Annotated in this window: 16 protein-coding genes; 4 read left to right on the top strand and 12 right to left on the bottom strand. The window is 31.5% G+C overall.

Annotated elements, in window-relative coordinates; all coding sequences use genetic code 11:
- Positions 1-5 precede the first annotated feature (5 nt).
- The 4 genes from EO083_RS03865 to EO083_RS03850 are packed head-to-tail and all read left to right on the top strand — an operon-like array spanning position 6 to position 4,972.
- Positions 6-479, top strand: coding sequence for an NADH-quinone oxidoreductase subunit NuoE family protein (locus tag EO083_RS03865; protein ID WP_126992876.1), 474 nt, complete (start codon positions 6-8; stop codon positions 477-479).
- A 1-nt stretch (position 480) separates the two neighbouring features.
- Positions 481-2,358 carry an NADH-ubiquinone oxidoreductase-F iron-sulfur binding region domain-containing protein gene (locus EO083_RS03860; RefSeq protein ID WP_126992875.1) on the top strand — a complete coding sequence of 626 codons (1,878 nt, stop codon included), beginning with the start codon at positions 481-483 and terminating at the stop codon, positions 2,356-2,358.
- Positions 2,359-2,373: 15 nt separating this feature from the next.
- Entirely contained in the window at positions 2,374-4,350 is a 1,977-nt protein-coding gene (locus EO083_RS03855; protein ID WP_126992874.1) for a [Fe-Fe] hydrogenase large subunit C-terminal domain-containing protein, read from the top strand.
- Positions 4,328-4,972, top strand: coding sequence for a redox-sensing transcriptional repressor Rex (locus EO083_RS03850; RefSeq protein ID WP_126992873.1), 645 nt, complete (start codon positions 4,328-4,330; stop codon positions 4,970-4,972). Before EO083_RS03855 ends, EO083_RS03850 begins: the two co-directional genes overlap by 23 nt.
- Positions 4,973-5,041: 69 nt before the next feature.
- Here EO083_RS03850 and EO083_RS03845 read toward each other — a convergent pair whose 3' ends face one another.
- From EO083_RS03845 to fliG, 12 genes are read right to left on the bottom strand one after another with little or no spacing between them, the layout of a single operon-like run.
- The gene (locus EO083_RS03845) at positions 5,042-6,586 is read right to left on the bottom strand and encodes a Mur ligase family protein (protein ID WP_126992872.1); all 1,545 of its coding nucleotides are present in this window, start codon (positions 6,584-6,586) and stop codon (positions 5,042-5,044) included.
- Positions 6,579-7,337: an alpha/beta fold hydrolase gene (locus EO083_RS03840; protein ID WP_126992871.1), complete on the bottom strand. Its 759-nt coding sequence runs from the start codon at positions 7,335-7,337 to the stop codon at positions 6,579-6,581. The genes EO083_RS03845 and EO083_RS03840 overlap by 8 nt, the downstream gene beginning before the upstream one ends.
- Positions 7,334-8,437, bottom strand: coding sequence for a D-alanine--D-alanine ligase family protein (locus EO083_RS03835; protein ID WP_126992870.1), 1,104 nt, complete (start codon positions 8,435-8,437; stop codon positions 7,334-7,336). Before EO083_RS03835 ends, EO083_RS03840 begins: the two co-directional genes overlap by 4 nt.
- Positions 8,438-8,449: 12 nt before the next feature.
- Positions 8,450-9,103, bottom strand: a complete 654-nt coding sequence (locus tag EO083_RS03830; RefSeq protein ID WP_126992869.1) for a 5'-methylthioadenosine/S-adenosylhomocysteine nucleosidase — start codon at positions 9,101-9,103, stop codon at positions 8,450-8,452.
- Positions 9,103-9,570 (bottom strand): chemotaxis protein CheX, encoded by a 468-nt coding sequence (locus EO083_RS03825; RefSeq protein WP_126992868.1) that lies wholly within the window; start codon positions 9,568-9,570, stop codon positions 9,103-9,105. The genes EO083_RS03830 and EO083_RS03825 overlap by 1 nt, the downstream gene beginning before the upstream one ends.
- Positions 9,555-10,331, bottom strand: a complete 777-nt coding sequence (gene ylqF / locus EO083_RS03820) for a ribosome biogenesis GTPase YlqF (protein WP_126992867.1) — start codon at positions 10,329-10,331, stop codon at positions 9,555-9,557. Before ylqF ends, EO083_RS03825 begins: the two co-directional genes overlap by 16 nt.
- Positions 10,332-11,033, bottom strand: a complete 702-nt coding sequence (gene pyrH / locus EO083_RS03815; protein ID WP_126992866.1) for a UMP kinase — start codon at positions 11,031-11,033, stop codon at positions 10,332-10,334.
- Positions 11,034-11,036: 3 nt separating this feature from the next.
- On the bottom strand, positions 11,037-13,493 hold the full coding sequence (locus EO083_RS03810) for an ATP-binding protein (protein ID WP_126992865.1): 2,457 nt from the start codon (positions 13,491-13,493) through the stop codon (positions 11,037-11,039).
- The gene (locus tag EO083_RS03805; protein ID WP_126992864.1) at positions 13,487-14,044 is read right to left on the bottom strand and encodes a hypothetical protein; all 558 of its coding nucleotides are present in this window, start codon (positions 14,042-14,044) and stop codon (positions 13,487-13,489) included. The genes EO083_RS03810 and EO083_RS03805 overlap by 7 nt, the downstream gene beginning before the upstream one ends.
- Positions 14,045-14,059: 15 nt before the next feature.
- On the bottom strand, positions 14,060-15,292 hold the full coding sequence (locus tag EO083_RS03800; protein WP_126992863.1) for a PhoH family protein: 1,233 nt from the start codon (positions 15,290-15,292) through the stop codon (positions 14,060-14,062).
- Positions 15,292-15,852, bottom strand: a complete 561-nt coding sequence (locus tag EO083_RS03795; protein ID WP_126992862.1) for a 3'-5' exonuclease — start codon at positions 15,850-15,852, stop codon at positions 15,292-15,294. The genes EO083_RS03800 and EO083_RS03795 overlap by 1 nt, the downstream gene beginning before the upstream one ends.
- A gap of 11 nt (positions 15,853-15,863) precedes the next feature.
- Positions 15,864-16,874, bottom strand: coding sequence for a flagellar motor switch protein FliG (fliG, locus tag EO083_RS03790; RefSeq protein ID WP_126992861.1), 1,011 nt, complete (start codon positions 16,872-16,874; stop codon positions 15,864-15,866).
- Position 16,875 lies beyond the last annotated feature (1 nt).

Here is a 16,875-nt window from a genome sequence, read left to right as displayed (position 1 = left end):
CAATGATGGAAAGAAATTTTGAAAAAGTTGAAGAAATTTTAAAAAAGCATGGATATGAAAAAAAGAATTTGATAAAGATACTTCTTGACGTGCAAAAAGAGTACAGGCATATTCCAAAAGAAGTTGTAAATTATCTTTCAGTTGCACTTGATATACCTCCTGCAAAGATATTTGGTGTTGCAACCTTTTATGCACAATTTTCACTTAAACCAAAGGGTGAATATACTATTTTAATTTGCGATGGAACAGCATGCCATATGGAAGGTTCTATGAGCCTCATAAAAGTAATTGAAGAAGAGGTTGGGGTAAAGCCAGGAGAAGTTACCCAAGATCTTAAATTTAGTTTAGATAAAGTTGGTTGTCTTGGAGCATGTGCACTTGCACCAGCAATGGTTATTAATGGTGAAGTTTACGGAAATCTCACTCCTGAGAAAACAAAAGAAATTTTAAGAAAACTTAAAGAAGGAGATGATAGATAATATGTTTAAGACAATTCAAGAAGCATTAAGCTATATAGAAAAACAACAAGAACTTAGAGAACAAAGATTAAAAGATAAGTCAATATATGTTTGTGTTGGAACAGGTTGTACTGCAAATGGTTCAAGAAAGGTATACAAGAAGTTTGTTGAAGTTATTAGAGAGAAAGGCCTTGATGTGAAAGTTGAAACAATAGATGATGATGAAAGTGATGTAGTAAGGAAAACAGGATGTTGTGGGCTTTGTTCGCTTGGACCACTTGTAAAAATAATGCCTGAAGGAATTACATATTCACATGTAAGGTTAGATGATGTTGAAGAAATAGTTGAAAAAACAATAGAACGCGGAGAAGTAATTGAAAGGCTTCTTTTAACGGATTCAGTTACAGGTCAAAAAGTAACTAAGCTTGAAGATGCAACATTCTTTAAAAATCAAACCTTCTACATTATGGAAGGTATTGGTACAAGCGAATGTGAAAAGATAGAAGATTACATGGGACGCGGTGGGTACAAATCACTTTTAAAGGTTTTATCTTCAATGAAACCAGAAGAAGTAATCGAAACGGTTAAGGCATCTGGACTTAGAGGAAGAGGCGGCGGAGGATTTCCTACTGGATTAAAATGGGAATTTACATACAAAGCAAAGGGTGATAAAAAATTTGTCGTTTGTAACGCAGACGAGGGTGATCCAGGTGCATTCATGAACAGAACACTTCTTGAAAGGGATCCACATTCAGTTTTAGAAGGAATGATAATTGCGGCATATACAGTTGGAGCACAAAAGGGATATGCTTACATTCGTGCAGAATATCCAATTGCCGTTGAAATGTTTAATAAAGCAATAAGTGATGCAAAGAAAATGGGGTTACTTGGAGAAAATATTCTTGGAACTGGTTTTTCCTTTGATCTAGAAGTAAAAGAAGGAGCCGGTGCATTTGTATGTGGAGAAGAAACAGCACTTCTTGCTTCAATTGAAGGAAAAAGAGGGGTTCCGAGACCAAGACCACCATTTCCTGCACAAAAAGGGCTGTGGGGCTATCCAACACTCATAAATAATGTTGAAACATATGCAAATATTGCAAAGATAATTAGAGATGGTGTTGAAAATTACAGAAAACGTGGTGTGGAAAAATCACCTGGAACGAAGATGTTTTCTGTTACAGGTCCACTTAAACTGACTGGAATTATTGAAATAGAATTTGGAACAACGATAAGATATGTTTTGGAAAATATTTGTGGGGGAACAATAGAAGGTAAAAAACTAAAAGCAATTCAAATTGGTGGACCATCAGGTGCATGTTTGCCGGAAAAGTATTTTGATTTACCACTTGACTATGATACGTTGAAATCTGTTGATGCAATGGTTGGTTCAGGAGGTATTGTTGCTATAACTGAAGATAGTTGTATGGTTGAAGTTGCAAGGTTTTTCCTTGACTTTACCAAGAGAGAATCATGTGGAAAGTGTGTGCCTTGTAGGGAAGGAACAATGCAATCTTATACAATTTTAGAGAAATTTACCCAAGGAAAAGCAACATATGAAGATCTTGAAAACCTTGAGAGCCTTGCAAAAATAGTAAAAACAGCTTCTTTATGTGGACTTGGAAAAACTGCTCCAAATCCAATTTTGAGTACTTTAAAACACTTTAGAGATGAATATATAGAACATATTAACGGAAAATGTCCAAGTGGAACCTGTACAGCACTCAGAAAGTACGTTATTAATCCAGAGCTTTGTAAGAGTTGTAGCCTTTGTGCAAGAGCATGTCCACAAGGAGCAATTAGCGGCGAGAGAGGCAAACCATATGTAATAGACCAGGAAAAATGTGTAAAATGTGGTATTTGTTTTGAAAAATGTAAATTTAATGCAATAGAATTGGTTTAATGGGAGGCGATCGTAGTGAAGATAATAGTTAATGGAAAAGAAACTATAATAAAAGATGATTCAAGGAATCTTTTAGAGGCATTAAGAGATGTTGGAATAGAGATACCAAATCTTTGTTATCTTTCTGAAACTTCAATTTACGGCGCCTGTAGAATGTGTCTTGTTGAAATAGATGGTCAAATAATGACTTCTTGTTCTATAAAACCATATGAGGGTATGAATGTTAGAACACATACACCAGAAATATACGAAATGAGAAGAGGGATTCTTGAGCTTATTCTTGCATCACACAACAGGGATTGTACAACATGTGAAAGAAATGGAAATTGTAAATTACAAAGATATGCAGAAGAATTTGGAATAAGAAAAGTGAGATTTGACAAACTTGACAAGTCAAATATTATAGATTATTCATCAATAATTATAAGGGATAATTCAAAATGTATTCTTTGCGGTGACTGTGTGAGAGTTTGTGATGAAATTCAATCTATAGGTGCAATAGACTTTGCATTTAGAGGATTTGAAGCACAAGTTATGCCAGCATTTGGTGAAGAACTTTCGACAACAAATTGTGTTCTCTGTGGCCAATGTGTGGCTCACTGTCCAACCGGTGCTTTGACATTTAGAAACGACCTTCAGAATGTATATAAAGCAATGGAAGAAGGAAAATACATTATAGGTATGATGGCACCTGCAGTTCGTGCGTCGATTCAGGAAGAACTTGGAATGGAAGATGATGTTGTTGTAGCAGGAAGAATTGTTAACTTTTTAAAATCTATAGGATTTAAAAAAGTATTTGATGTTGCATTTGCTGCAGATCTTGTCGCATACGAAGAAGCTCATGAATTTAAAGAAAGACTTGAAAAAGGTGAAAAACTTCCACAATTTACATCCTGTTGTCCTGGATGGGTAAAATTTGCAGAACATAATTACCCTGAATATCTTAACAACCTTTCAACTGTAAAATCACCACAGCAGGCATTGGGAAGTATTATAAAGAAATTCTATGCAAAAGAAATAGGAGTAAACCCAGAAAATATTTATCTTGTGTCTATAATGCCATGTACTGCTAAAAAGTTTGAAGCAGAGCGTGAAGAGCTTGCAGGGGAAGTTGATGCAGTAATTACAACAAGAGAATTATCACAGTTAATAAGATCAAGTGGTTTTAACTTAAAAAATGTTCCACCAGTTCCATTTGATAGGCCATATGGATTATCCTCTCAGTCAGGTTTAAGCTTTGGAAAAACTGGTGGAGTGTTTGGAAGTGTATTGAAAGTATTGGAAAGCGAAATTGAATTTGACGATATAAAGACTGAAGAAATTGAAAAAGGTATTCGTCTTACTAAGGCTACAACAAAAGATGGTAAAGAAATAAGTGGTATAGTCGTATTTGGTCTTGGCAACACAAGAAAAGTTATTGATTCAATTAAAAACGGTAAGTTAAAAGTGGATATAGTTGAAGTAATGGCTTGTGATTATGGCTGCATCGGTGGTGGAGGACAGCCTTATCCAAATGATACGAGAGTAAGAACGAAAAGAGCAGAAATTTTAAATGAGGTAGTTGGTATAGATGTTTTGATTTCACCAAATGAAAACTATCATATGCTTTCATTGTATGAAAAATATCTTGAAAAACCATTAAGTCATATTTCACATGAAGTATTGCACACAACATACAGAAATAGAAAAAGAATAAACGATGAAGATATTGAAATATTACCTCTTCCAGTTGAGGAAGATAAAAAAACAACGGTTAAGGTATGTCTTGGAACATCTTGTTATTCAAAAGGTTCATATGATATACTTTCAGACTTAATAGATGTAGTGAACAAAGAAGAATGGGCTAAAAATGTTGAAATAAAGGGCACCTTCTGTGTTGAAAACTGTGGTAAGTCTCCAAATGTTGTGATTAATGATACAATAGTAAGTGAGGCTACCACAGAGAAAGTGAAAGAGGTGCTCAAAAAACATGTCAAATCTGAAAAAGGATAAGAAACCTTTGGAAATACCAAAACCAACTTTTGAAAGATTAAAAAAATATCTTGCATTGCTTTTACAAGAAGAAAGCGAGTATATATCGTCTGAGAGTATTGCTGAAAAATTGAATATTACACCTGAACAAGTTAGGAAGGATTTTACTTACATTAACATTAAAGGAAAACCAAAGGTTGGCTATCATATCCCTCCACTCATAAACGAGCTGAGTGAACTTTTTGGAATTGGGGTCATGGACAACATCATAATAGTTGGAGCTGGAAATCTAGGAAGTGCTCTTGCAAAGTACGCTGGATTCAAAAAAATTGGAGTTAGAGTAGTAGCTATCTTTGATAACGACCCAGTTAAGATTGGCAAATTTGTGGGAGAACTCTCCGTTCTCCCTTTTTCTGAGGAAAATTTGAAAAGAGTTATAAAACGTTTTAAAGTAAAGATAGGTGTTATATGTGTTAGTGAAGAAAGTGCTCAAGAAGTTGCAAATGTGCTTATAAGAAATGGCATAAAAGCTTTATGGAATTTCGCACCAGTTACTTTAAAAGTACCACCGGGAATAGTGTTGGAAAATCAAGATATAACCACGGGTGTTTTAACAATAAAACACCTTCTTGAAAAAAAGTGAAAAAGTGAAAAAAGCCAACATGGACACCACACCATCCCAGCCCCCCAACCTCCCATTGGGGGGATTTAATTAATTGTAATTATCTGGAAGATCATTTTCAAATAGCACTACATCACCAGGTTGTAAGAAAGTTTTAAATTTTTCTATAACCTCGTTGAGATCTTCCACTATGAATATTTTACCTTCAAAGTTTGAATCAATCAATCCTTTGTATATTTTTTCTGTTCTTTTTTCACCTATTAAAAATACAACATCTGCATATTTTGCTATTTCTTTTCCTATTTTGTAATGTTCTTCATCTTCCTTTTCGCCAAGTTCTACAAATCCTGGAGTTACAAGGATTTTTCTTCTATTTTCAAAAAGCGAGAGATATTCAAGGGCCATTTTAAATCCTTTCGGATTTGAATTAAATGTATCATCTATAACGGTAATAGTATCATTTCTTACTATTTCAAGCCTGTGTTTTGGCTTTACAACATTTTTTGCCCTTTCTATTACTTCTTCTACTGGGACTTTCAACTCAAAGCTTGCAACTATAGCAAGAAGAAGGTTTCTAATATTTTCGTAGCCATATACATTTGTTTCAAAAGAAAATTTTTGATTATTTGGTGTAGTAACTACAAATCTAGCTCCATCTTTTGAAAGCTTTAGTTCTTCTACTTTATACTGTGCATTTTTTTCATTGATTGCGCAAGTAATTATTTCTTTTTTTGTGTCTATATTTTCTAAAACCTTTTTAATATTTTCATCATCTATGTTTGCAATAATTTTTTTCCCTGAGCGCTTATCAAGAATGAAGTTTTTAAAGTTTTGAATAATATTGTCCAGACTTTCAAATTCTTCAAAATGTTGAATCCCAATTGAGGTTAGAATAGATATTTGAGGTTTTACAAGTTCTAACAATTTATCATAGCCATAATTATCATTTTCGGCAAGCTCAACGATAAAAACTTCATGGGATTTATCTAATTTTTCGCGTATTGTTTTTGTTATCCCCATTGTTGTATTGTAACTTTCCGGCGTCATTAATGACTTATAATGCTCGGATACAAGATGGTAAAGATAGTACTTTGTGCTGGTTTTTCCATAACTTCCTGTAACTGCAACTGTTAAAGGATTAAGCCTTGATATTTTTCTTTTTGCATCTTTATAGTAATACTCATTAATTAGCCTTTCAATTGGGATTAAAATTCCGTTGGTTATATAATAAAAAAGAGAATTGAATAAAACAAACGTAAATGCTATGATTTCATAGGTTATGTTATTATATATAAATGTTAAGGATAAGAAAATTGCAAATAAGGAAAATGAGGTGTACATTAACCTTCTAAGTCTTTTTGTGAATACTAATTTTTTCTTTTTCTTTTTCAAAAGAAATAGCTTTAAATCAAGAAATATTGATATTAGTAATATTAAAGAGGCAATTAGTGGGTGAAAAAAGTATAATATAAAAGACGCTATTAGAAGAATGTTAATTATGTATTTATTTATATGTGTAAAAATCCACTTTATATATTTTTTTTCTGAGTATTCTTCTAATTGCAGCATATGAAGTGAGTAAAGAGATCTAATAACAAAATTAGCAGCTAAAAGTGATAAAAATACCTTATCCATTGTTGATCTCCCCTATAAATTTTTTAAAATCATATAGAAAACTATCAAAATTTTCCAAAAATGGGAAGTGACCTGCGTTTTCATAGACTATTAATTTTGAATTTTCAATATACTGGTTGAATTTGATTCCTACCTTGAGTGGAACTGCATCATCTTTTTTCCCCCATATTATTAAAGCATCCTTTTTGATCTTTTTTAATTCTTTTGATATATCTTCGCTGATAACATTTTTTAAAATTTCTCTCATAATACCTTTTGATGTTTTATAATCTTGTGAGCCAAATTTATTTCTTAGTTTTTCAAGACTTTTTTTTAGACCAAAGGTATAAAAAAATTTTGCAAGTAATTTATAAGTAAAAATTTTGAGCCTAGTCTTAAATTTTTTCTTAGTTTTAATCCCTGGTGAGGATATTATAACAACTTTTTCAAGCCAACTTGGGTTTTTGCTTGCAATTATTGAAGCAATTTTTCCACCAAATGAATGTCCAACCAAGATTAAATTATCTAAATTTAAATCTTTTATAAAACGTTCGATTAAATTGGCATAATCATAACTTGAATAAATTGAATTTGGAAGAGAGCTTTCACCAAATCCTGGTAAATCAATTAAAAATGACCTGCACTTTAATTCTTTTGCAACAGGCAAAAAAGAATTTAAATTTGCCCCCCATCCGTGTAAGAATAGGATGTTTTTTTCGCCATTTTCTATAACTTCGTAGTTTATTGTGATATCTAAAATTTTTTTCTTCATTTTTCCACCTTTAAATTGAATAGATTGGTATCTATGGAATATATTTTAGATTTTTTATCTTTAAAAGCTTCAAAAGCAATTAAAATCATGTTATCAATTACCTGCGAGAATGTAAATCCACTCATTTGCCATAGATAATATGAAAGTGCACCAGGAATGCTATTAACTTCGTTAACGTATATTTTATTATCTTTAGATAACAAAAAGTCAATTCTTATATTTCCATGGCATTCTAGTGCATTAAATGTATCACGAGCTATAGATTTTATGGTATTTTTTAAATTTTCATCTATTGGTGCAGGAATTATATGATTTGAAAATTTTTTACCTTTTTGAACGTATTTTTCGTTGTAATCAAAAAAATCTTTTTGTTTTTTTATTTCTTCTATTTCTGATACAACTATGTTTCTATATCCCATTACCGCACAATTTAACTCTCTAGAATCTATCCACTTTTCAACTATAATCTTATCATCAAAAGAAAAAGCAACTTCAATTGCTTTTTCTAGTTCGTCTTTATCATTTACTTTTTTTACTCCAATACTTGACCCCAGCCTTGCAGGCTTAACTATCATTGGATATTCAAGAACTTCTTTACAATGATTTAAAAAGTCATTTGTGTAATTTTTTTTGCTTGTGTATAGAAAATCAACTACAGGAATATTTTTTTCTTTTAAAATAAGTTTTGTTATAACTTTATCCATTGTGTACATTGAAGAGTACATTCCACAACCTGTATAAGGAACATTTAGAAATTCGAGCATTCCCTGAATGCTACCATCTTCACCGTTGCTTCCGTGAAATGTTAAAAGACAGACATCGATAGTAATTTTTTTTATATTGCTATGTAAGATTAATTTTCCATCTTTTGCAGAGATAGATGAAATTCGTTTTGCCTTTTTTTCAAGTCTTTCAAGGCTTTTAAAATTTTCAAAGTTTTCAAGAACCTTTCCCGTTAGCCATTTTCCATCTTTAGTAATATATATGGGAATTATATTGTATTTATTTTTATCAACAAAATTCAGCACTTGATGTGCTGTTATTATAGAAATCTCGTGTTCTACACTTTTTGAACCAAAGAATAATCCAACGTTTATCATATCTACCTCCAATTAGAGAAGATGTTTTTCAAGCATTTCAGCAACTATTGCTGAAGGGAATGGGGCAAGTTTTTTAAGATTTTGCTGTATTTCAATAGTACTTCCTTCAACACTTTTGTCAAGTGCAATTTTTATTGCACAAAATTCAACGTCGTTTTCATAACATACCTTTGCAATAGCAGCACTATCCATATCAACTAATTCAGCTTTTGTTTCGTTGAATATTCTTGTCTTTTCTTCTACTGAATCGACGAATATATCTCCACTTGCAATTGGTCCAAGTATAACCTTGTTATACACATCGGATATACGTTCGATAAGTGTTTGAGAGGCTTTAATTTTTTTAATTTGCTTTTGCCTGAATTTTATATCATGTTCAATATATTCAGTCCCACAGACTATATCGCCAATTTTTCTTTCACTGTTAATTATACCGGCACCTCCGCAATGTATAAAGTATTTTGGATGAAAATTATCAATAAGTGCTTGGGCCATCATTGCAGATTCGACTTTTCCTATAAGGCCGTAGACAAGGAGAACTTCGTTGGCACCTATAAGTCCTCTCATATATGGTCTTTTGAGAATTTCACCATTTTCCAAGACTGGCATCAGCTCTCTAAACGCCCCCACTATTTCTTCGCGCAAAACGCTTGTTATTACTATCATTATTTCCCCCCGCTTCTAATTACCATATGTATTTCAAAATCTCCTTCTGAGAAAATGTTTAAAGGAAGTTTTAGTATAACACCTTCGGCCGTAATTTGTATTTCTTTTCCTGTTATAACTGTTGGAGGTGTTATGTCGACTTTATAATTGTTTTTTTCAAGGTTCATTGCTATTGAACCACTTGCCATATTTCCAAGTTCTCCTAATGCACTTAGTGCAAGCTCGTCAAGATTGTCATATGGCATTCCCATCATTTTACTTACAACGTTTTTTGCAGTTTCTTCATTAAATGAGTAAATTAAATTTCCATCTATATCTCCGTTAAAACCTATAACTGTGACTATAGGGTATTTTGGATCTATTCCTTTTGCTATCTCTGGCTTTAAGACTTTAGGTTCTACCTGTAATACCATGTTAAAAGTTGAATTAACCGCAGTTATTAAAGAATTTATTATCTTTGCATCCATAGTTGCACCTCCTTGTCAAATGTCATTCTTCCAAATTTACCTTCCGCAACAGCCTTAAAAAAGTTGTTTTTTGCCCTTTCAAAGTCTACAAGTCCACCCTTTGCTAGATATCCGCGCTTTTTTCCGAAATTTTCTATAAATTCTTCAAATGTTTCCTTAATATTTAATTCATTACTAAAAATTTCATACGCACGTGTAATTATATCATATTTATCAACCGATTCTACAGGAATACTACCAATCAAAAGTAATTTTGCAGTCACATCTTTATTAAAAAGTTTTGAATATAGTATCCCAGGAGTATCAAGTAGCTTTACTTTACCAAGGTTTATCCATTGAAGCCCCCTTGTAATTCCAGGAGCCATTCCAGTTTTTGCAAGTTTTCTTCCAGAAATTTTGTTTATTATAGATGATTTTCCAACATTCGGAACACCAGCTATTAGTATCCTCGTCTCTTTTAATTTTTCCTTTGAATAGGTTTTAATAAACTTTTTAATTTTTTCAACTGACTCTTTCTTTGAAAATGTTATAACAGGATTAGTTTTACTAATTTCTTTAACCCAGAGGTTATTGTATGTTTCATCTGAAAGATCAGCTTTGTTTAAGACAAACAAAACATCTTTATTTGAAAATATATTTTCTTCGAAGGCGGTTGTTGCAAGAGGAGCTCTTGCATCAAGAATTATCATTATAGTATCGACAGCTTTTAGGTATTCTTTTATTTTCCTTTTTGCCTTACTTATATGACCGGGATACCACATTTATTTTGGCACCACCAAAGTACCAACATTTTCTTCTCTAATTGCACGCAGTAAATTTCCCTTTTTGAAGAAGTCCATTACCAAAATTTTCATATTATATCGTCTACAAATCGAAAATGCTTCTGTATCCATAATTTTTAATTCTTTTTCAATCGCATCATCAAAAGTTAATTTATCAAATTTTATTGCATCTTCGTATTTTTTTGGATCCTTATCAAATATTCCTGAAACTTTCGTACCCTTAATTAATATATCTGCTTTCATTTCAACAGCTCTCAAAGCTGCAGCAGTATCAGTTGTAAAGAATGGATTGCTCGTACCACCCGCAAAAATGACAAGGTATCCTGCATCAAAATAAAGATTTATATCATCATAATGAATAGGTCTAATTGATGGAAGAGAGGTAACCTGTGAAACTACAACAGTTCTTAGCCCGTGTTTTTCAAATAGATCCTTAAGGTATAATGCGTTGATTACGGTTCCTAACATTCCAATTTGATCTGCAATTGTGGGAGACAATTCCTTCATTTCTCTTCCCCTGAAAAGGTTTCCGGCTCCTATTACTATCCCAATATTAGTACCGTACTCCAGGACGGACTTTAATTCATCGATAAGGTAAATAATTTTGTCAATATTAAATCCTTTTTCACCTTCACCACTAAGTACTTCACCACTTAATTTTAAAAGAACCCTTTTGTACATCTTTTATCCCTCCAATATCAAGGCTTCTTTAAATTTATCTTTGAGCCTTTCATCGCTTGTTAATAGGATTATCTGTCTTCGTTTTGATTCTTCATCTAATATTTCCAGTGTTTTTTGTAATCTAGTATTATCATATCTTATAAGCGCGTTATCTATTACAAGTGGTAAGTTGTGCTCAGACATAGTTCTATATAGTGCTATTTTGTAGGCAAACAACAACTGGTCAAATGTTGCTGCACTTAAGAATTCACTTGGATTGAGCTTTTCACCATTAATGTTCAATCTAACTGATAGATTTTCTTCAACAATTAATGGCAGAGGTTCATTTGTAATAGAAAGAAGTATTTTAGTAAATTCTTCCTTAAATTTCTTACCATATGTTTCAACGTATTCTTCAAGATTTTTTTGAAGAATTTGTTTTGATATTTCAATTTTTGAATAATATCCTTTTAAAGTTTCAAGTTTCCTTGAAAGTTCATCTCGCTTTTTTAAATTTTCAAGTATTTCACTAAATTCTGGAGCTTTTTCAACGTCTTCTTGTATATCCTTTTCATATGAATTTAGTTCATCTTGCAATTTTTCAGTTTCATAGATTTTTGACATTATGTATTCTGGATATATTTCTTCTGAAATAATATTTTCAAATTTTTCAATTTCGGAATCTAGTTTTGTTATTGTTTCTTTAATTTTTAGATATTCATTAAAGATGTTATCAAAATCTTTGATTTCATCAATTGAAATTTTAAGTTCCTCCAGCATTTTGTTTAGATTGCTAAAGCTTTCTTCTTTTTTAGATCTCATTCTTTCTAATTCTTCGTTTAATTTAGAAATTTCTCTTTCGATAGAAGATTTTGAAAGGAGTAATTTTTGGATATCATTGTATAGTTTTTCAAGATATGCGATACCTGAATCTATTATTTGTGCTGCGCTTCCCAAGTTGAAATCTTTTAACTCTCTAAGTATTTCAGATTCTAAGTTTTTAAACTCTTCACTAACTTGATTATATTCTTTTTTTCTGGTTTTCCATTCTATAAATTCATAGTATTTTTGTCTTAATTCCTTTATTGATTTTAGATTATAGTCTTTTAAAATGCTCAAGTAGGTTGGACGTATCATTTTCTTCTTTGTAAGTTCCTGAATTTCTGCTTTTACTTCATCCATTCTTGATTCTATCTTTCTCCAAAGAATTGTTTCAAATAAACCTATAAAGCCGGTGAATGCTGCTCCAAAAAATAGCCATATATTTATATTTCTCATAACAAATCCAAGAAGTAAAGATATTATGGCAGCAAAAAAGAAGACAAACGAAAAGTCTTTATGAACTTTTATAGATGAATTCAATTTTTTTAGTACTTTTTCATTTTCTTCGATTTTATTTTGGATCTTTGCTTGATTTTCTCTATAAATTGCTTCTTGCTTTTCAACTTCTTCAATTATTTCTTCATTTTCTGTAAATAACTTCCAGAGAGGATTTTCTTCTAATATATTTTCAAGTTTTGCTTTCTTTTCATCATATAGTTTCTTTAAAAGTGATAAATTTTTGATCTTTAAATTTACCTTTTCAAGGTCTTTTTCATTTTCTATATTTAAGTTTCTCATCTTTTCATTAAGGGTATTTTCTATTGAAGAAAAGTTATTTTCAAGTTCTTCAAGCTGAGAAGAAATTGATTTGATGTTGTTTTCTAAAACCTCAATTGTTTCCAAGAGTTCCTTTGCTTGAGAAACTGTATCTCTGTCAATCTTTGAAAATTTGAGATATTCTTTGAGGTTTAAGTTAAGTTTATCTCTATCAGTTTTTAAAGAGTTTATCTTTTCTGTTATTTCTTGAATATACTCTCTTTTTAAGTTTGATATTTCTTCTTCTTTTTCTTCTAATATTTGCTTTAACTGCTCACTCTTTCTTTTTAGTTCATTTTTTTTCGATATTTTATTGTTATAATTTTTTATTTTTTCTTTTACTGAATCAATGTAGCTATCAATTTCAGATATTTGTTTGCTTATATTTTCAATACATAATTGAATTTCATTTGCATACTCATCGGTTTTGCTAATTGCATCTGTTAGTTTTAAGCCCCATTCATTTTTTTGCATCCTTTTTTTCATGTAACTTATTACAAAGGTATCTTTTTCTTTGATTGTATCGAGTTTTTCATCTTCCATTATAAATCCAATAGTTTCTAAAAGTTCTCTGTCGACTAAAGAGTTAAACTCCCCATTTAAAAAGTCGACTTTAAAATCACCTTCATCGGTTGAAATTTCTCCGCCGAATTCAAAATGATTCCATGGCTCGTACTTCTTTATTTCATTACCTGGTTTTGAAAGAGAATTTAATAGAAAATATGCTAGTGTTGTTTTTCCAGATGAATTTGGTCCAAAAATAACATTTAGACCTGGCTTAAATTTTATTTCTTTATTTTTTAATTTTCCAAATCCATTGATTTTAACTTTTTTGATCAACATACTTTATCACCTCTTAAAACCTTTAACAAGAAAGATTTTGTGGTGTCATCTTGGGTAAGATCTGTCACTTTTCTTTCAAGAAGGTTTTTGTATTCTAGCTTTTCAAAATCTCCTATTACAATATAATCTTCGGCTAATTTTTCATACTTTTTTTGATCAACAATTTGTTTTAAAACAATGATATTTTTTGAGTATTTCTTTTCAGGAAGATTTGAAAGATCAGAAGGATAAAAAATTCCAATTGTTTCAGTTTCAAATTTTTGCTTTTCATTATCTATTTGTATAATTGGTATATTGTTTATAGGGGAAGAGTTAAAATCAAGTTCTTCGTCAGTTATGCTGTAGTTGTTAAAATATGCTGAAAGAATTTCATTTACCTTATCATACATTCCAAACTCACCAAGAATGTTTGAAAACACAAAATGAGCGTTTTCGTATTGCTTTGATAGTTTGTCAAGAAGATTTATTTTTGCTTGAAAAATAAGATTCCAGAGGACACTTATTCCAAATGGAACACTAAATAATTCTAGATTAGAAACCTTTATTTCCATATATCTAAAACCCCCTTAGAGAAGATTTGCTGCTTCACTAGCAAGTAGTGAACGTTCGCCTTTTTTTAGAACAACGTGTGCAGATAATTTGCTATTTAAGAATTTTGTTGCAGCGTATACAAGTCCGTTGCTATCTTTATCAAGGTAAGGTGTATCTATTTGATATGGATCACCAAGGAGAACAACTTTTGTATTTTCTCCTGCTCTTGTAAGAATAGTTTTTATCTCATGTGGTGTTAGGTTTTGTGCTTCATCAATAATGATGAATTGATTTGGTATTGATCTACCTCTAATATACGTTAAAGCTTCTATATCTATTATTTCCTTTTTCATAAATTCTTTCATATTTATGTTTGAAATTTTGAAAAGATATTCAAGATTATCGTATATTGGGGACATCCATGGTTTCATTTTTTCTTCAATATTTCCCGGCAAATATCCTATGTCTTTTCCACCCATAGCGACAAGTGGCCTTGCAACAATTATCTTTTCGTATTTTTGTTCTGTTACAGTCTTTTCAAGAGCGCAAGCCAGTGTAATAAAGGTTTTACCAGTACCAGCTATTCCAATCAACGAAACAAGTTTAATATCATCATTTAATAATGCATCCATTGCAAAAAATTGCTCTCTATTTCTTGGTTTTACATTCCAAGCATGAATATGTTTTTTCATTTCAAGTAAATTTTCCCCATCATATCTAAAATATTTATCTCTGGAAATTATATAGGAATTAGGAAATAAATTTGATTTATCAAGCATATCAACGTTGGATGTTTCAAAATAACCAGGGTTTAGAGTTTCAAGGTCTGATCTATCAGTTAGATAATCTTGAGATGGGATTCCAAGAGCATCGGCTTTGACCCTTAAATTAATATCTTTTGAAACCAAAAAGGTGGGATTTTTAGAGTTTTTCATTACATGTAGTGTGTAAACTAATATCCAATTGTCGATGTACTTTTCATATAAAAAATCTATATTTTCGTGATCGCTTTTTTTTAGAGAAATTACCTTTAAAGTCCCACCATTTTTTAGTTTTATACCTTCTGAAAGTTTTCCAAGTTTTCTTAAATTGTCTAACTCTCTTATAGCATCTCTTGCAAATTTTCCAAGCCCCCCGGAATGTCTTTTCAAGTTATCTAATTCTTCTAAAACTGGAAGAGGTATTATTACATTATTGTCTTCAAAAGAATAAATTGATTGTGGATCATGTATTAAAACGTTTGTATCTAAAATAAAATTTTTAACCATTACCTATCCCCCCATATTCTTATAAATTCGTTTATGTTATTATAGCCTATTTTTTCGGAAAGTTTTAAAAAGACCTTCGCTGTTAATATAGCATCTTCTAGGGCACGGTGCGGTACTTTATCTGCTATTTTAAATTCTTTTACAAGGCTTTCCAAGCTTCTTTTTTTATTGTACAGTACCCGTGAAATTTCAAGTGTATCTATATATCTAAAATTTATCGGGAATTCCCCTATTTCTTTTGTAGCAATGTCTATAAAAGAAAGGTCAACATATGCGTTGTGCATTACAAAAATGGTGTCTTTTGCATATGCTCTAACATTTGAAATAATAGTTTCAAGCGATGGGGCATCTGATATTGCATCATTTGATATTCCGTGTATCTTTTCAGTCAAAGCAGGAATCCTTATATTTGGGTTTACAAGAGAGTGATAAATCCATTTTCTAACAATTTTATTTTTGTATACAGGTACAATTGCAATCTCGATTATCCTATCACCAAAATAAGGGTTTAATCCTGTTGTTTCTGTATCCATGACACAGTATACATTTTCATCTAACATTAAGTTTCCTCCTAAACTATTAGTTCTTCTCCTCCACCTCTTGCGATAACAATTTCTCCAGCTTCCTCAAGTCTTCTTACAACATTAATAATTTTTTGTTGTGCTTCTTCAACATCTTTAATACGAACTGGTCCCATAAATTCTAATTCATCTTTTAATAGTTGAGCAGCCCTCTTTGACATATTGTTGAATATCTTTTCTTTTAGTTCTTCAGAAGCACCTTTTAGTGCTACAGCAAGATCTCTTGTGTCAACTTCACGTAGAACAAGTTGTACGGATCTATCATCAAGTTTAAGGAGATCTTCAAAGACAAATAGTCTTCTTCTAATTTCTTCTGCAAGTTCTGGCGATTCATACCCGAGCTTTTCCATGATAGATTTTTCAGTGGCTCTATCAATGTTATTGATAATTTCAGCAGCAGTATCTATACCGCCAACCTGGCTTAATGTTTGGACACCAAGACCGCTGAATTTCTTTTCAAGATTCTTTTCAATCTCTCTAACAATATCAGGTGAAGCTCTGTCGAGCAGAGCAATTCTTTTAACAACTTCTGCTTGAATTTTTTCTGGCAGTGCAGATAAGACTTTTGCAGCAAGCGGTGGATCTAAAAAGCTTAATACCAAAGCAATAGTTTGAGGATGTTCTGATTGTAAAAAGTTAACGACTTGCATGGGATCTGCAAGTCTCATAAACTCAAATGGTTTAACTTGCAGGTTAGAAACAAGTCTTTCTATTACTTTCATTGCTCTTTCTGGACCAAATGCCTTTATTAGCATTTCTTTTGCGTATTCAATACCACCGGATAGTAACATTTCACGAGCTTTTGATAGTTCTTTAAATTCTTGTAAAACTTCTTGCTTTTCATCATCTTTAACATTTCCTAAATTTGCAATTTCTATTGTTAACTGTTCTACATCTGATTCGTCAAGATTTTTAAGTACATTTGCAGCATTTTCAGGTCCCATTAAAACAAGTAAAATAGCGGCTTTTCTTTTTCCAGGTATACTAGATTTCTCGGCCATA

The organism is Thermosipho globiformans (assembly GCF_003990895.1).
Taxonomy (GTDB): Bacteria; Thermotogota; Thermotogae; order Thermotogales; family Fervidobacteriaceae; genus Thermosipho; species Thermosipho japonicus.
Note: the sequence above shows the minus strand (reverse complement) of the source record. Positions and strands in the feature narration are given on the sequence as shown.

What these genes read in the sequence shown, in the direction of transcription:
- EO083_RS03865 (WP_126992876.1), top strand. Translation starts at nt 6, where the DNA reads ATGGAAAGAAATTTTGAAAAAGTTGAAGAAATTTTAAAAAAGCATGGA.
- EO083_RS03860 (WP_126992875.1), top strand. Translation starts at nt 481, where the DNA reads ATGTTTAAGACAATTCAAGAAGCATTAAGCTATATAGAAAAACAACAA.
- EO083_RS03850 (WP_126992873.1), top strand. Translation starts at nt 4,328, where the DNA reads ATGTCAAATCTGAAAAAGGATAAGAAACCTTTGGAAATACCAAAACCA.
- EO083_RS03845 (WP_126992872.1), bottom strand. Translation starts at nt 6,586, where the DNA reads ATGGATAAGGTATTTTTATCACTTTTAGCTGCTAATTTTGTTATTAGA.
- EO083_RS03840 (WP_126992871.1), bottom strand. Translation starts at nt 7,337, where the DNA reads ATGAAGAAAAAAATTTTAGATATCACAATAAACTACGAAGTTATAGAA.
- EO083_RS03835 (WP_126992870.1), bottom strand. Translation starts at nt 8,437, where the DNA reads ATGATAAACGTTGGATTATTCTTTGGTTCAAAAAGTGTAGAACACGAG.
- EO083_RS03830 (WP_126992869.1), bottom strand. Translation starts at nt 9,103, where the DNA reads ATGATAGTAATAACAAGCGTTTTGCGCGAAGAAATAGTGGGGGCGTTT.
- EO083_RS03825 (WP_126992868.1), bottom strand. Translation starts at nt 9,570, where the DNA reads ATGGATGCAAAGATAATAAATTCTTTAATAACTGCGGTTAATTCAACT.
- ylqF (WP_126992867.1), bottom strand. Translation starts at nt 10,331, where the DNA reads ATGTGGTATCCCGGTCATATAAGTAAGGCAAAAAGGAAAATAAAAGAA.
- pyrH (WP_126992866.1), bottom strand. Translation starts at nt 11,033, where the DNA reads ATGTACAAAAGGGTTCTTTTAAAATTAAGTGGTGAAGTACTTAGTGGT.
- EO083_RS03810 (WP_126992865.1), bottom strand. Translation starts at nt 13,493, where the DNA reads ATGTTGATCAAAAAAGTTAAAATCAATGGATTTGGAAAATTAAAAAAT.
- EO083_RS03805 (WP_126992864.1), bottom strand. Translation starts at nt 14,044, where the DNA reads ATGGAAATAAAGGTTTCTAATCTAGAATTATTTAGTGTTCCATTTGGA.
- EO083_RS03800 (WP_126992863.1), bottom strand. Translation starts at nt 15,292, where the DNA reads ATGGTTAAAAATTTTATTTTAGATACAAACGTTTTAATACATGATCCA.
- EO083_RS03795 (WP_126992862.1), bottom strand. Translation starts at nt 15,852, where the DNA reads ATGTTAGATGAAAATGTATACTGTGTCATGGATACAGAAACAACAGGA.
- fliG (WP_126992861.1), bottom strand. Translation starts at nt 16,874, where the DNA reads ATGGCCGAGAAATCTAGTATACCTGGAAAAAGAAAAGCCGCTATTTTA.